13 protein-coding genes are annotated in these 14,486 nt (G+C 58.7%); 8 read left to right on the top strand and 5 right to left on the bottom strand.

Going from position 1 to position 14,486, the window contains the following annotated elements; genetic code table 11:
* Positions 1-28 precede the first annotated feature (28 nt).
* The 3 genes from nrdA to ubiG form a co-directional block, all read right to left on the bottom strand.
* Positions 29-2,296: a class 1a ribonucleoside-diphosphate reductase subunit alpha gene (nrdA, locus tag AB5Y51_RS09865; RefSeq protein ID WP_368178372.1), complete on the bottom strand. Its 2,268-nt coding sequence runs from the start codon at positions 2,294-2,296 to the stop codon at positions 29-31.
* Between the two features lie 587 nt (positions 2,297-2,883).
* On the bottom strand, positions 2,884-3,570 hold the full coding sequence (locus AB5Y51_RS09860) for an HAD family hydrolase (protein ID WP_029314563.1): 687 nt from the start codon (positions 3,568-3,570) through the stop codon (positions 2,884-2,886).
* The gene (gene ubiG / locus AB5Y51_RS09855; protein ID WP_041211453.1) at positions 3,570-4,286 is read right to left on the bottom strand and encodes a bifunctional 2-polyprenyl-6-hydroxyphenol methylase/3-demethylubiquinol 3-O-methyltransferase UbiG; all 717 of its coding nucleotides are present in this window, start codon (positions 4,284-4,286) and stop codon (positions 3,570-3,572) included. The genes AB5Y51_RS09860 and ubiG overlap by 1 nt, the downstream gene beginning before the upstream one ends.
* A gap of 199 nt (positions 4,287-4,485) precedes the next feature.
* Between ubiG and gyrA the strand changes: the two genes are divergently transcribed.
* Entirely contained in the window at positions 4,486-7,233 is a 2,748-nt protein-coding gene (gene gyrA, locus AB5Y51_RS09850) for a DNA topoisomerase (ATP-hydrolyzing) subunit A (protein WP_039040760.1), read from the top strand.
* 303 nt (positions 7,234-7,536) lie between these two features.
* Entirely contained in the window at positions 7,537-7,710 is a 174-nt protein-coding gene (locus tag AB5Y51_RS09845; protein WP_164882096.1) for a hypothetical protein, read from the top strand.
* A gap of 6 nt (positions 7,711-7,716) precedes the next feature.
* Here the strand turns inward: AB5Y51_RS09845 and AB5Y51_RS09840 are convergent, their stop codons facing one another.
* Positions 7,717-8,772, bottom strand: coding sequence for a PA0069 family radical SAM protein (locus tag AB5Y51_RS09840; RefSeq protein ID WP_368178371.1), 1,056 nt, complete (start codon positions 8,770-8,772; stop codon positions 7,717-7,719).
* 174 nt (positions 8,773-8,946) lie between these two features.
* Here AB5Y51_RS09840 and AB5Y51_RS09835 point away from each other — a divergent pair, with 174 nt between their 5' ends.
* Entirely contained in the window at positions 8,947-9,537 is a 591-nt protein-coding gene (locus AB5Y51_RS09835) for a tetratricopeptide repeat protein (RefSeq protein ID WP_164882852.1), read from the top strand.
* Between the two features lie 3 nt (positions 9,538-9,540).
* Here AB5Y51_RS09835 and AB5Y51_RS09830 read toward each other — a convergent pair whose 3' ends face one another.
* Positions 9,541-9,753, bottom strand: coding sequence for a hypothetical protein (locus AB5Y51_RS09830; protein ID WP_045524900.1), 213 nt, complete (start codon positions 9,751-9,753; stop codon positions 9,541-9,543).
* 325 nt (positions 9,754-10,078) lie between these two features.
* Here AB5Y51_RS09830 and thrS point away from each other — a divergent pair, with 325 nt between their 5' ends.
* The 5 genes from thrS (at position 10,079) to AB5Y51_RS09805 (ending at position 13,830) form a co-directional block, all read left to right on the top strand.
* The gene (gene thrS, locus AB5Y51_RS09825) at positions 10,079-12,007 is read left to right on the top strand and encodes a threonine--tRNA ligase (RefSeq protein ID WP_010674801.1); all 1,929 of its coding nucleotides are present in this window, start codon (positions 10,079-10,081) and stop codon (positions 12,005-12,007) included.
* 21 nt (positions 12,008-12,028) lie between these two features.
* Positions 12,029-12,559 carry a translation initiation factor IF-3 gene (gene infC / locus AB5Y51_RS09820; RefSeq protein ID WP_185219337.1) on the top strand — a complete coding sequence of 177 codons (531 nt, stop codon included), beginning with the start codon at positions 12,029-12,031 and terminating at the stop codon, positions 12,557-12,559.
* A gap of 86 nt (positions 12,560-12,645) precedes the next feature.
* Positions 12,646-12,843 carry a 50S ribosomal protein L35 gene (gene rpmI / locus AB5Y51_RS09815; RefSeq protein ID WP_005300673.1) on the top strand — a complete coding sequence of 66 codons (198 nt, stop codon included), beginning with the start codon at positions 12,646-12,648 and terminating at the stop codon, positions 12,841-12,843.
* 15 nt (positions 12,844-12,858) lie between these two features.
* Positions 12,859-13,215, top strand: a complete 357-nt coding sequence (gene rplT / locus AB5Y51_RS09810; RefSeq protein WP_010674800.1) for a 50S ribosomal protein L20 — start codon at positions 12,859-12,861, stop codon at positions 13,213-13,215.
* Positions 13,216-13,467: 252 nt separating this feature from the next.
* Positions 13,468-13,830: a hypothetical protein gene (locus AB5Y51_RS09805; RefSeq protein ID WP_368178370.1), complete on the top strand. Its 363-nt coding sequence runs from the start codon at positions 13,468-13,470 to the stop codon at positions 13,828-13,830.
* The last annotated feature ends 656 nt before the right edge of the window (positions 13,831-14,486 follow it).

Raw genomic sequence — 14,486 nt, 5'->3', positions numbered from 1 at the left:
CCGCCCGGTTTATCAGTGCGTTTCGCGGTTAGATCTTGCAAGCCCCGCCAGCGCAGCCGTCATCTTGCAGATCGGTCTGGGTGTCGTCGGCACCATCACGGGTGTTGTGATAGTAGAGGGTCTTGAGACCGTATTTGTAGGCGGTCAGCAAGTCTTTGAGCAACTGCTTCATCGGCACCTTGTTGCCTTCGAAGCGGGCCGGGTCGTAGTTGGTGTTGGCGGAGATCGCCTGATCCACGAACTTCTGCATGATGCCGACCAGCTGCAGGTAACCGTCGACGCTCGGCTGTTTCCACAGCAGTTCGTACTGATCCTTCAGGCGATGGTACTCCGGCACCACCTGCTTGAGGATGCCGTCCTTGGAGGCTTTCACCGACACCAGGCCGCGGGGCGGCTCGATGCCGTTGGTGGCGTTGGAGATCTGGCTGGAGGTCTCGCTCGGCATCAGGGCGGTCAGGGTGGAGTTGCGCAGACCCACGGTCTTGATCTCTTCGCGCAAGGTTTCCCAGTCCAGGTGCAGGGGTTCATTGCACAGGGTGTCCAGATCCTTTTTATAGGTATCGATGGGCAGGATACCCTGGGCATAGGTGGTCTCGTTGAAGGCCGGGCAGGGGCCGAACTCGCGGGCCAGTTGCACGGAGGCTTTCAGCAGGTAGTACTGGATCGCCTCGAAGGTGCGGTGGGTCAGGGCCAGACCGGAACCATCGGAGTAGCGGGTACCGTTTTTCGCCAGGTAGTAGGCGTAGTTGATGACGCCGATCCCCAGAGTACGGCGGTTCATGCTGCCCTTCTTGGCGGCCTTGAGCGGGTAGTCCTGATAGTCGAGCAGGGCGTCCAGAGCGCGCACGGCCAGTTCGGCCATCTCTTCCAGATCTTCCAGCTTCTCGATGGCGCCCAGGTTGAAGGCGGAGAGGGTGCACAGGGCAATCTCGCCGTCCTCGTCATCCACGTTGTTGAGCGGCTTGGTGGGCAGCGCAATCTCGAGGCAGAGGTTGGACTGGCGTACCGGCGCCACGCTCGGGTCGAACGGGCTGTGGGTGTTGCAGTGATCCACGTTCTGGATGTAGATGCGGCCGGTACCTGCACGCTCCTGCATCATCAGGGAGAAGAGATCCACTGCCTTCAGGGTCTTCTTGCGAATGGCCGGATCCTGCTCGTACTTGACGTAGAGCGCTTCAAACTTGTCCTGGTCCGCGAAGAAGGCGTCATAGAGGCCGGGTGCATCGGACGGGGAGAACAGAGTGATGTCACCGCCCTTGATGAGGCGCTGGTACATCAGCTTGTTGATCTGCACGCCGTAGTCCATGTGACGGACCCGGTTCTCTTCCACGCCGCGGTTGTTCTTCAGTACCAGCAGGCTCTCCACCTCGGTGTGCCACAGCGGGTAGAACAGGGTGGCCGCACCGCCGCGCACGCCGCCCTGGGAGCAGCACTTCACCGCCGTCTGGAAGTATTTGTAGAAGGGGATGCAGCCGGTGTGGAAGGCTTCGCCGCCACGGATGGGGCTGCCCAGACCACGGATGCGGCCGGCGTTGATGCCGATGCCGGCGCGCTGGGACACGTAGCGCACGATGGCGCTGGCGGTGGCATTGATGGAATCCAGGCTGTCGTCACACTCGATCAGCACGCAGGAGCTGAACTGGCGGGTCGGGGTGCGCACGCCGCTCATGATCGGGGTCGGCAGGGAGATCTTGAAGGTCGAGACCGCATCATAGAAGCGCTTGATGTAGTCCAGACGGGTATCTTTCGGATACTTGGAGAAGAGGCAGGCTGCTACCAGGATGTAGAGGAACTGCGGGCTCTCGTAGATCTCGCCGGTGACGCGGTTCTGTACCAGGTACTTGCCTTCGAGCTGCTTGACCGCCGCGTAGGAGAAGTCCATGTCGCGCCAGTGATCGAGGTAGCCGTTCAGCTCCTCAAATTCCGCCTGGGTGTAGTCTTCCAGCAGGTGCTTGTCGTACTTGCCCATGTCCACCAGTCTGGCGACGTGCTGATACAGGTGGGGAGGCTCGAACTGGCCGTAGGCCTTCTTGCGCAGGTGGAAGATGGCCAGACGGGCAGCCATGTACTGGTAGTCCGGGCTTTGCTCGGAGATGAGGTCAGCTGCAGCCTTGATGATGGTCTCGTGGATGTCGGCGGTACGGATACCGTCATAGAACTGGATGTGGGACTTGAGCTCCACCTGGGAGACCGACACGTTGTCGAGCTTCTCGGCAGCCCAGTCGAGCACACGGTGAATTTTATCCAGATCGATGGGTTCTTTGTGTCCGTTACGCTTCGTCACAAACAAGTTCATTGGCTGATGACCCCTTTCATTGATACCTGCCGGTATCGGTTGATTCCCGAAAAGCCATCGCACAATGGCGCAACCCGGCTCCGTCTGTCGAGGGAAACTGGGCAGGGATTGTGCGATGAATCACAAGATGTAGTGTTATTTTTAATGCGAACTACAAGATAGTGAGGTCGATGCGGTAATGCAATCTGTGGATAACGCATTAGCTGTGGATAAATTGTGGGTGTCGGGACGGGAGTTAGTGGACGCTCACAGCGAACGGGTTTTCATCCGTCCGATCCGTCAAATGCAAGTCCGGCGATCGAAGATGGAAAATTAAAATAACTTTTTTTGCTTGCGAAAGCAGGGTGTTTTTACTAGCAAATCCGGCCTGCTCATCCCTTGTGCAGTCAGGGTCAAAAGGTGTCCTGTTACGCCGTTCGGGGGGTTGCCAAGCCCGTAAAAAGAGGGATCGTCCGGGATCCCTCTGGTGTGCTGCGGGGGAGCTGCGCGTCGGGGCAGATGCCCACATGGCCATCGGGACAACATCAAAGTTGCCCCGCAGATCCACCTCTATCCGGATGCCTTGTCGGTCATGGGCAATGAACGTGTCAGCTCAGCTCGTAACGCAGCCAGTGGTGAAGGGCCTGCACGGTATCAAAGTGAAGATCGGCGCCCCAGAGGGCCGGATCCTCGTCATCATTGAGATAACCCCAGCCAGCCACTGCGGTACGCATGCCGGCATTGCGGCCGGCCTCGATGTCGCGCACGTGATCCCCTACATAGAGACACTGGCTCGCCGCGATGCCGAGGCGCTCGCAGGCAAAGAACATGGGGGCGGGGTCGGGCTTGCGCACCGGCAGGGTGTCGGCGCTCACGGTCACGCCGCAACTGGCGAGTTCGGGCAGGGCTGCCAGGAGCGGTTCGGTGAGAAAGCCCGGCTTGTTGGTGACAATGCCCCAGGGCAGCTTTTTCTCGTCGAGCCACTCGATGAGATCCACCATGCCTTCATAGGGGCGGGTGCCGACGCAGAGGTTGGCGGCGTAGTAGTCGAGCAGGGCGGTGCGAAGGCGGGTGGCCCCCAGCTCCTCGAGCAGCTCGTCACCAAGACCGGCCCTGAGCAGCCCGAGGGCCCCGTGGGAGGTGGTCTGGCGGATGATGTCGTCAGAGAGCGGGGCAAAGCCTTCGCTTATCAGCACGTGATTGACGGCGGCGCCAAGGTCTGGCGCGGTGTCGAGCAGGGTGCCGTCCAGATCGAACAGCACGCAGCCAAGGGGCATCGGGTGAGGTGTGCTCATCAGCCTTGCTCCGGGCGCTCGAACGCCACCATGTAGTTGACGTCGACATTCTTGCCGAGCTTGAAGCTGTTGGAGAGCGGGGCGTAGTGAACGCCGCTCATGTCCCGCACCAGGAGGCCCGCCGCTTCCCCCATGCGACACAGTTCGGCGGGGGTGATGAACTTCTTGTGATCGTGAGTGCCCTTGGGGACCATCTTCATCAGGTACTCGGCCCCGAGGATCATCATCAGATAGGCTTTCGGGTTGCGGTTGATGGTGGAGACGAACACCTTGCCCCCCGGCCGTACCAGGGTGGCGATGGCGCGCAGCACCGAGGCCGGGTCCGGCACGTGCTCCAGCATCTCCATGCAGGTGACCACGTCATACTGGCCCGGCGCTTCATCGGCGTGGGCTTCGGCGGTGATCTGGCGGTACTCGAGCTCCACACCTTGTTCCAGCGCGTGCAGGCGGGCGACGCCGAGGGGTTCCTTGCCCATGTCGATGCCGGTGACCCGGGCCCCCCGGCGGGCCATGCTCTCGGAGAGGATGCCGCCACCGCAGCCGATGTCGAGCACGCGCTTGCCAAACAGGCCGCCGCTCTTGTCGGTGATCCAGTCAAGGCGCACCGGGTTGATTTGATGCAGCGGCTTGAATTCGCCCTCCATGTCCCACCAGCGGGAGGCGATGGCTTCAAATTTGGCGATTTCTGTCAGATCGACATTGGCATCACTATTCATGTTTTGATGATCCTGTGGCAAGGCGCGCAGCGGGCTGGGCGCGCGCAATCTATTGTCCTGGCGCGCATTATAACGGACCGACTTCGTCGCACCAGCCCGATGTGCTCATCGGATTTGTGGCTTAATGTATTTGGCTCAGTGTGTTACCATGTCGCGCTGTTTAAGCCAAAGAACAACTAATTAGGGATTAAGGCTTTCTATGAGCGATCTGGCCAGAGAGATCACGCCGGTCAACATCGAAGAAGAGCTCAAGAGTTCCTATCTGGATTACGCCATGAGCGTGATCGTAGGACGAGCTCTGCCGGATGTGCGTGATGGCTTGAAACCGGTTCACCGCCGCGTTCTGTATGCAATGAACGAGCTGGGGAACGACTGGAACAAGCCCTATAAAAAATCGGCCCGTGTGGTCGGTGACGTAATCGGTAAATATCACCCGCATGGCGACAGCGCCGTGTATGACACCATCGTCCGGATGGCGCAGGATTTCTCCATGCGCTACATGCTGGTCGACGGTCAGGGCAACTTCGGTTCGGTGGACGGCGACAACGCCGCGGCCATGCGTTACACCGAAGTGCGGATGGCGCGCATCTCCCACGAGCTGCTGGCCGATCTGGACAAAGAGACCGTGGACTGGGTGCCGAACTACGACGGCACCGAGATGATCCCGGCTGTCATGCCCACCAAGGTCCCCACCTTGCTGGTCAACGGCTCCTCCGGTATCGCGGTGGGCATGGCGACCAACATCCCGCCTCACAACCTCACCGAGATTGTCAACGGTTGCCTGGCGCTGATCGAAAACGGCGACCTCACCATTGACGAGCTGATGACCCATGTCACCGGCCCGGATTTCCCCACCGGCGGCATCATCAACGGTCGTTCCGGCATTGTGCAGGCGTACCGTACCGGTCGCGGCTCCGTCTATGTGCGGGCCAAGGCTGAAGTGGAGGTGGACGAGAAGACCAGTCGCGAGACCATCATCGTCCACGAGATCCCCTATCAGGTGAACAAGGCTCGCCTGATCGAGAAGATCGCCGAGCTGGTCAAAGAGAAGAAAATCGAGGGCATCAGCGCCCTGCGCGATGAGTCCGACAAGGACGGCATGCGCATCGTCATCGAGATCAAGCGCGGCGAGTCCGGCGAGATTGTGCTGAACAATCTCTACAAGCACACCCAGATGCAGACCACGTTCGGCATCAACATGGTGGCGCTGGACAACAACCAGCCCAAGGTGATGAACCTCAAAGAGATCCTGGATGCGTTCCTGCTGCACCGCCGTGAAGTGGTGACCCGCCGGACCGTGTTCGAGCTGCGCAAGGCGCGGGATCGGGCGCACATCCTGGAAGGGTTGGCGGTGGCATTGGCCAACATCGACCCCATCATCGAGCTCATTCGCCACAGTGCGACCCCGGCGGATGCGAAAGCCGCCCTGGTAGCCAAGGGCTGGGAGCTCGGCAACGTGGCCGCCATGCTGGAAAAAGCGGGCGACGACGCGGCGCGGCCCGAGTGGCTGGAGCCGGAGTTCGGCATCCGTGAAGGGCAGTACTTCCTGACCGAGATCCAGGCCCAGGCCATCCTTGACCTGCGTCTGCACAAGCTGACCGGCCTCGAGCACGAGAAGATCCTGGAAGAGTACCAATCTCTGCTGGATCTCATCGCCGAGCTGCTGCACATCCTGGCAAGCCCGGAACGCCTGATGGAAGTGATCCGTGACGAGCTGCTGGCCGTGCGCGAGCAGTACGGCGACGAGCGTCGCACCGAGATCAGCATGTCCAGTGCCGAGATCAACATCGAAGATCTGATCACCCCGGAAGACGTGGTCGTTACCTTGTCTCACCAGGGCTATGTGAAGTATCAGCCGCTCTCCGACTACGAGGCCCAGCGCCGCGGTGGTCGTGGCAAGTCGGCCACCCGGATCAAGGAAGAGGACTTTGTGGAGCGTCTGCTGGTGGCCAACACCCACGACACCATTCTGTGCTTCTCCACCCGTGGCAAGGTCTACTGGCTCAAGGTGTATCAGCTGCCGGAAGCGTCCCGTGGCGCCCGCGGTCGTCCGATCATCAACCTGCTGCCGCTGGATGAGGGTGAGCGCATCACCGCCATCCTGCCGGTGAAAGAATATGACGCCGACAAGTATGTCTTCTTCGCCACCGCCAACGGCACCGTGAAGAAGACCAGCCTGTCTGACTTCAGCCGCCCGCTCTCCTCCGGTATCCGTGCCATCAACCTCAAAGAGGGTGATGAGCTGATCGGGGTGGACATCACCGATGGCAGCAACGAGATCATGCTCTTCTCCGATGCGGGCAAGGTGGTTCGCTTCGCGGAAGGCAGCGGTCGTGCCGATGCCGATGCCACTGACGAAGTCGACACCGACGACGACGCCGGCAACGATGATGATGGCAGTGACAACGGCGAAGGCACCGAAAGCAAGGGCACCTTCAAGGGCGTACGTCCCATGGGTCGTACCGCTGCTGGCGTGCGCGGCATCAAGCTGGGCGCCGGTGACAAGGTGGTCTCCCTCATCGTGCCCCGTGGTGATGGTGCCATCCTCACCGCCACCGAGAACGGTTACGGCAAGCGTACTGCGCTGGACGAGTACCCGACCAAGAGCCGTGGTACCCAGGGCGTCATCTCCATCAAGGTGGATGAGCGCAACGGCAAGGTGATCGATGCGATCCAGGTCGAAGATACCGACCAGATCATGCTGATCACCAACGGCGGTACCCTGGTTCGTACCCGGGTGTCCGAGGTGAGCGTCATCGGCCGCAACACCGGTGGTGTGCGTCTGATCCGTACCGGTGAAGACGAGACCGTGGTCGGCCTGCAGCGCGTTGCCGAGAGCGACGAAGAGGAAACCGAGGCCCTGGCTGTTGAAGGGGAGGTGTCTGAAGGCACCGACACCGCAGCGGACGCTGGCGCCGTCGATACCGGGGAGGCGGGCGACGAGTAATCGTCCCCTTTGTCCGGTGCGAAAGAGCGACCTTGATGGTCGCTCTTTTTTTGTCCGCCTCACCGCAGGCTCTCCCCGTCCTTGTGCTTGCCCAGCAGCTCTCTTCTCTGCTGCCAGGCTCCGTCTGCCGTGCATGCAGCCCTGCCTGCCACGGCGTCATCTTCCTGATATGCAGGGTTGGCCCCATCGCATCAACACGATTCCTTCACTCGACTGTCATGGCCCTGTCATGACGGTCAGCCATGCTGCCTGCGTTGAATGAGGCCACCACAGAGGCAGGCATCGCTTGCCAGGAGCACTGTTATGACGAGCTGGGTAATGTGGGAGATCTGGTGGAGCCGGATGTGGGGAGGGCAGGAGAAGGCGCGCCTTAGGGTGGATGAGGAGGAGGTGGCGCACGAGCCATCCCGCCTGCCTGCGGAGCTGATTGCACAGCGCCACCCAGCGGGGAGCTGCCCGCCGAGACCACGGGGCTGACGGTGCTCAGAACAGACGCAACTGCTCGCCCGGGCGGATGAAGGCGGCTGTATTGAGTGCTATATGGCGCTTGCCCAGTTGCAGCCGCCTGCTGATCAGGCGAAAGCGCTGGGCGAGCAGGTCGGCAAACTGTCCTTCACCTCGCATGCGGCTACCAAAGGTGGCGCTGTTGAGTGCGCCACCCCGGCTTGCCCGCAGCTGGTTGAGGATCGCCTCTTTCTGGCCGGGATAGTGCGTATCGAGCCAGTCGCAAAAGAGGGTGGTGAGCTCGTGGGGCAATCGCAGCAAGATGTAATCCGCACAGCCCGCCCCGGCGTCGACGGCGGCCTTGATGATCTGTTCCAGTTCCGGCTCGTTGAGCCTGGGGATCATGGGGGCGGCGAGCACGCCGACCGGCACACCGGCCTTGGCCAGTCGTTCGATCACCTTGATCCGCCCAACCCCCGTGCTGGCCCTGGGCTCCAGCTGTCGCCTCAGCGTCTCATTGAGGGTGGTGACCGACACCATCACCTGGCATAACCCTTCCCGGGCCAGCTCGGTCAGCAGATCGAGGTCGCGCAGGATCATGGCGCTCTTGGTGATGAGCCCTGCCGGATGGCGATGAGCCAGCATCACCGTCAGGAGTTCGCGAGTCAGGCGATAGTGGTGCTCGATGGGTTGATAGGGATCGGTATTGGCCCCCAGCACGATGGTTTGTGGCTGATAGGCTGGCTTGGCAAACTCCCGTCGCAGCAGCTCGGCAGCATTGATTTTGGCAAACAGCTTGCTCTCGAAATCCAGCCCGGGGGAGAGCTCAAGGTAGGCGTGGCTGGGTCTGGCATAGCAGTAGATGCAGCCATGCTCGCACCCCTGATAGGGATTGATGGAGCGACCGAAGGGAAGATCCGGCGAATCGTTGTAGCTGATGATGCTGCGGGCGCTGATCTCCGTCACCTCGGTGCGGGGAGCGCTGGCGGCAAATGCCGCGTCCCAGTCGCTCTGACTCCAGCCGTCGTCAACGGTTTCGATTTGCGGGCCGCTGAAGCGGTGCTCGACATTGTGGTTCGCGCCTCGTCCTGCCATCACATCACCAATGTACTGTTTATATATACAGTTATTTTGCTGTGTCGCCCGTCAAACTGCAAGTTCGCAAAGAGCGGCCCCATGAAAGAGGGTGAACCCGGGTGATCTCCTGCTTGATCTGTTGCTACATTTCGTTTACATAGACGAAATGAGAACCAGATCACGGAAAATGTCATGCAACCTACTACTGCCCGCTGGCTCTTCATCGCCCTCATTGCGCTGGTCATCTGGCGTCTGATCCCGCTCTCCACCGATCAGGAGCTGGCGGCGGCCAACCGCGCCTGGCGGACAGGGCACTTTGATGAGGCGACCCGGATCTGGTCGCCGCTGGCGGAGCAGGGGCAGCCACGGGCACAGGCGCTGATGGGTTGGAGCCATGAAGTGGGGCAGGGGAGCGAGCAGGATATGGATCGCGCCATCCGACTCTATCGTCAGGCTGCGCAGGCGGGGGACGCTTTCGGCCAGTATCGGCTGGGAGAGGTCTATCTGCGCGGGGCCGGGGTGAAGCGGGATCTGCACGAGGCGTTTCGCTGGATGGAGCTGGCAGCCAGGAACGGTGATGTGCCCGCCATGCTGAAGGTGGGCATCCTGCACCTGATGGGGGTCAACGGGCGGGTTGAACTGGCCGAGGCGAAGCAGTGGCTCTATCAGGCCTCGCAAAAGGGCAACAAGATGGCACTCCAGGTGTTGCAGGAGATGGCGCTGGCCGAGGAGGGACGCAGCGCCTTCGATTTCAATGGCCACTCTTTTCTGAACGCCGGTTAGGGATCAACGGCTGGCGGTGACTTTGCCGGGCGTCACGTCCGTGACATAGAGTGTACTGCGCTCGGCACTGTGGACGATGCTGCATACCTCCCGCTTGCAGCCATCGCCCAGGATCACCAGCTCACCGATATGGACGGGACAATGAGTCGTGAGAAGGTGATCCGGATGAACCAGCTTTTCTGCATGCTCCGGAAATGAAATGTCGTAGGTGTACATCATGCTCTCCTTGCTTTGGCTGACGCCTCAATCTGGTACAGGGTATGGCAGCAGAAGGGCGCTCTCGCAAGTAGGACAGGTTGACACCCGCGCTTAGACGGTATGCAAAATCGCCAAGACAGCTTGTCTGGGTTGTCGCGTCTGATACAATCCCCCGCTGTACCTCTCAATGGATGGCCTTGCACACGCCATATGGTGTGCCACTGCCCTGTACCAACCGTATTGTGAACGGTGAAACTCGGGAGTGAACAGCTGGACATGAAAGGGTTTCTCCAACCTGCATGTGGCCTTTGGTAGGGGTCACCACTGTATAAGGAAACACCTAATGCCAATCATTACTCTGCCTGACGGCAGCCAACGTCAATTTGCCCACGCCGTTTCCGTCATGGATGTGGCCGCGGACATCGGTCCCGGTCTCGCCAAGGCGTGCATTGCCGGTCGGGTAAACGGTGAACTGGTGGATGCCTGCGAGCTGATCGAAGCCGATGCCTCCCTGGCCATCATCACCGCCAAAGACGAAGAAGGTCTGGACATTCTGCGCCACTCCTGTGCTCACCTGCTGGGTCATGCCATCAAGCAACTCTGGCCCCAGACCAAGATGGCCATCGGTCCCGTTATCGACAACGGTTTCTACTACGACATCGATCTCGACCGCACCCTGACCGACGAAGATCTGGCTGCCCTGGAAGAGCGCATGCTGGCGCTGGCCGCCAAGGATTACGACGTCATCAAGAAGAAGGTCTCCTGGCAGGAAGCGCGCGACGTGTTCGAAGCCCGTGGCGAGACCTACAAGGTCGAGATCCTGGATCAGAACATTGCCCGTGATGACCAGCCCGGTCTCTATCATCACGAAGAGTACATCGACATGTGTCGCGGCCCGCACGTGCCCAACATGCGTCATTGCCACCACTTCAAGTTGCAGAAGATGTCCGGTGCCTACTGGCGCGGCGACTCCAACAACAAGATGCTGCAGCGCATCTACGGCACCGCCTGGGCTGACAAGAAGCAGCTCAAGGCCTATTTGCAGCGTCTGGAAGAGGCCGCCAAGCGCGACCATCGCAAGATCGGCAAGCAGCTCGACCTGTACCATATGCAGGAAGAAGCGCCGGGCATGGTGTTCTGGCATAACGACGGCTGGACCATTTTCCGCGAGCTGGAAACCTTCATCCGCGGCAAGCTCAAAGAGTACGACTATCAGGAAGTGAAAGGCCCCTTCATGATGGATCGCGTGCTGTGGGAGCGTTCAGGTCACTGGGAGAAATACGCCCAGGCCATGTTCACCACCCAGTCCGAAAACCGCGAGTACGCCATCAAGCCGATGAACTGCCCGGGTCACGTGCAGATTTTCAACCAGGGTCTGAAATCCTACCGCGATCTGCCGCTGCGCATGGCCGAGTTCGGCTCCTGCCACCGCAACGAGCCGTCAGGCTCCCTGCACGGCCTGATGCGGGTTCGGGGCTTCACTCAGGATGACGCCCACATCTTCTGTACCGAAGAGCAGATCATGGAAGAGGTGTCTGCGTGCATCCGCATGGTCTATGACGTCTACGGCACCTTCGGTTTCGAAAACATCGTGGTGAAGCTCTCGACCCGTCCGGAGCAGCGTATCGGCTCTGATGAAGCCTGGGATCGTGCCGAGGCTGCGCTGGCCGAGGCGCTGGAACTCAACGGCCTGAAGTACGACCTGCAACCGGGCGAGGGGGCTTTCTACGGTCCCAAGATCGAGTTCACCCTGCACGATTGCCTTGATCGTGCCTGGCAGTGTGGTACCGTGCAGCTCGACTTTGCCCTGCCGGGCCGTCTTGGCGCCACCTATGTAGGCGAAGACAACGAGCGCCACATCCCCGTGATGATCCACCGCGCCATTCTGGGCTCGCTGGAGCGCTTCATCGGGATCCTGACGGAAGAGTACGCCGGTCTGTTCCCGACCTGGCTGGCGCCGACCCAGGCCGTGGTCATGAATATCACGGATAACCAGGCCGATTATGCTGTGAAAGTTGCCAAGGCATTGAATGATGCGGGCCTTCGCGCAAAAGCGGACTTGAGAAATGAGAAGATTGGCTTTAAAATCCGCGAGCATACTTTGAAGCGAGTACCCTTCATGCTGGTCTGCGGCGACAAAGAAGTAGAAGCCGGCAAGATTGCAGTGCGTACTCGTAAAGGGGCTGACCTGGGCTCTTATCCTGTTGAAGAGCTGATTGCTCTGTTGACCCAGGAAGTTCAGACCCGCGGACAAAAGAAAGTGGAGGAATAAGCTATAAAAGGCGGAAAAAAACTGGGCAAGCAACCGCAAGCCCGCGCTCACCGGATCAATGAAGAGATCCGTCTGAAAGAAGTTCGTCTGACTGGTCTGGATGGTGAAGCCATTGGCATCACCTCCATTCAGGATGCGCTGAACTTGGCCCTTGAGGCAGGAGTGGATCTGGTCGAGATCAGTCCGAACGCTGAGCCGCCCGTTTGCCGGATCATGGATTACGGCAAATTCCTCTACGAAAAGAGCAAGACCACCAAAGAACAGAAGAAAAAGCAGAAAGTCGTCCAGGTCAAGGAAATCAAATTCCGTCCTGGCACCGACGAAGGCGACTATCAGGTAAAACTACGCAACCTGGTTCGCTTTCTGGAAGACGGGGACAAGGCAAAGGTCACCCTGCGCTTCCGTGGTCGTGAAATGGCCCACCAGGATCTTGGTATCAAGGTTCTCGAGCGCGTCAAGAACGATCTGGAAGAGCTGGCCGTAGTCGAATCGTTCCCGAAAGTCGAAGGCCGTCAAGCTGTGATGGTCCTCGCACCCAAGAAGAAATCTTAAGGCCCACAAGAAATTGACTCATGGGGCTGGCCCCATGAGTCGGTTCGCCTTGCGATTTTGTTGTCACTCACAATGCGGAGTATGAAATGCCGAAGATGAAAACCAACCGGGGCGCCGCAAAGCGCTTCAAGAAGACTGGCTCAGGTCGCTTCAAGTGCAAGCACAACCACCTGCGTCACATCCTGACCAAGAAGAGCAGTAAGCGTAAGCGTCAGCTGGGACCGAAGTTCTTTGTTTCCGCTGCCGACCACAAACGTGTTGTCGCTTGTCTGCCGTACGCATAAGGGGGGATGTGAAAAATGCCAAGAGTTAAACGTGGTGTGACCGCTCGCGCTCGTCACAAGAAAGTAATGAAAGCCGCCAAGGGTTACTACGGCGCCCGTTCCCGTGTCTACCGCGTAGCGGTACAAGCGGTAACCAAAGCTGGTCAGTATGCCTACCGTGACCGTCGCCAGAAGAAGCGTCAGTTCCGTCAACTGTGGATTGCGCGTATCAACGCTGCAGCCCGTCAGAACGGCCTGTCCTACAGCCGTCTGATCGACGGTCTGAAGAAGGCTTCCATCGAGATCGATCGCAAGATCCTGTCCGATATCGCCGTTCACGACAAGCTGGCTTTCACCGCCCTGGTTGAAAAAGCTAAAGCAGCTCTGGTCTAATCCAGCTCTGTTATAAAAATAAAGGAGGCTCAGGCCTCCTTTTTTGTATCTGTAACTTACTGTTTTATAGTGGTTTTCTATTTACAGTGTCCACATTATGTCCACGCTTTTCATTTATGTGGTCACTACGGCAGTTTCTTCTGTATGCGCTCCTGGTACTCCATTATGTGCAATGTTAGGTTGCATCGTCGGCGGCGTAGCCGGTTCTGTAATCGCTGATAGCCTTGATGAAGGAATAGAGGAATATACCCGTTGGCAGATCAACTGACAGATAAGGACTTGTGCGAAGCTCTATCAGATATCTTCGTTGATAACGAAGTTGACTATGCCTATATCGCTTCAGTTGCCAGGAACTTCCCGTTGGATCATGTGGAGTCCGTTCTGTTCGAGTGGGTTGCACCGGTTTGCTACGGCAATGGCCTCTCTCCGATCCCTCCTATCTGGTCTGGTTTTGAGAGCGCAGCACTGTGGCGTGATATCCAAGATCTCATAGCCAAAGAGAAAAGTGCAGGTTTGGTCAGGAAGGGGATTATCAATATCAGACAACGATATCTTAGAAGAGAGTATGGCGATGAATGGCGCAAGCTATCTGCCCTGCTGACTCAAAGTCGCTAAAGTTGCGATAGGATCTGTTGTTGTATTAGCCAGCAATATTTCAGTTATCAAATCAGCGTCAATTATTCATAACTCTTTGAAATAATAGGTTTTATGGCTAATTCAAAGCACTCTTGCAGATCCTGCTCCCACATTCAAATTCCCACGGAAAGTACGCTCACCCCAATACATTCAACGAGTTAGTTTATTGCCCTGACCGTTCCATGCCTCACCAAACTGTAAAACCCCGCAAAAAAGATCCTTCTTTGCAGATCCTCAATGCCCTGCGGATCCTTGATGGGGCGCGGTCTGGGCCTATGGTTTTGCGGTAATCCACTTTTGCAAAAATTTTTCTTGATGAACCCCGCAGGCGGGAGCGGATGAGCGCGGATTCCGTGGCGCAGACGCGGCCGTGGGCGTTTCCGTGGGGCAACAGGAGGCTGTGAGTGTGTGCAGGCTTCACGTATGATGCAGCGCTGCCCGATGGCGCCTCTTCATGCGGCGCCCTTCCCTGGCCATGCTCAGGCGTTGTCAGGCAGATAGAAGAAGGCCCCACTATGTGGGGCCTTCTTCACATGCTATTCATCGAAGAGGAATTCAAGCAGTCGCTTTCTTCTGGGTGAACCGTCCCATTCTTCCAACACACATAAGACGCTGTTGTGATCAGAGGCAGATAG

Origin of the sequence: Aeromonas sp. R7-1 (genome assembly GCF_040908115.1) — a bacterium.
Lineage (GTDB): Bacteria > Pseudomonadota > Gammaproteobacteria > Enterobacterales > Aeromonadaceae > Aeromonas > Aeromonas caviae.
The sequence above is the reverse complement of the archived record's forward strand: the minus strand, read 5'-3'. Positions and strand labels throughout refer to the sequence as shown.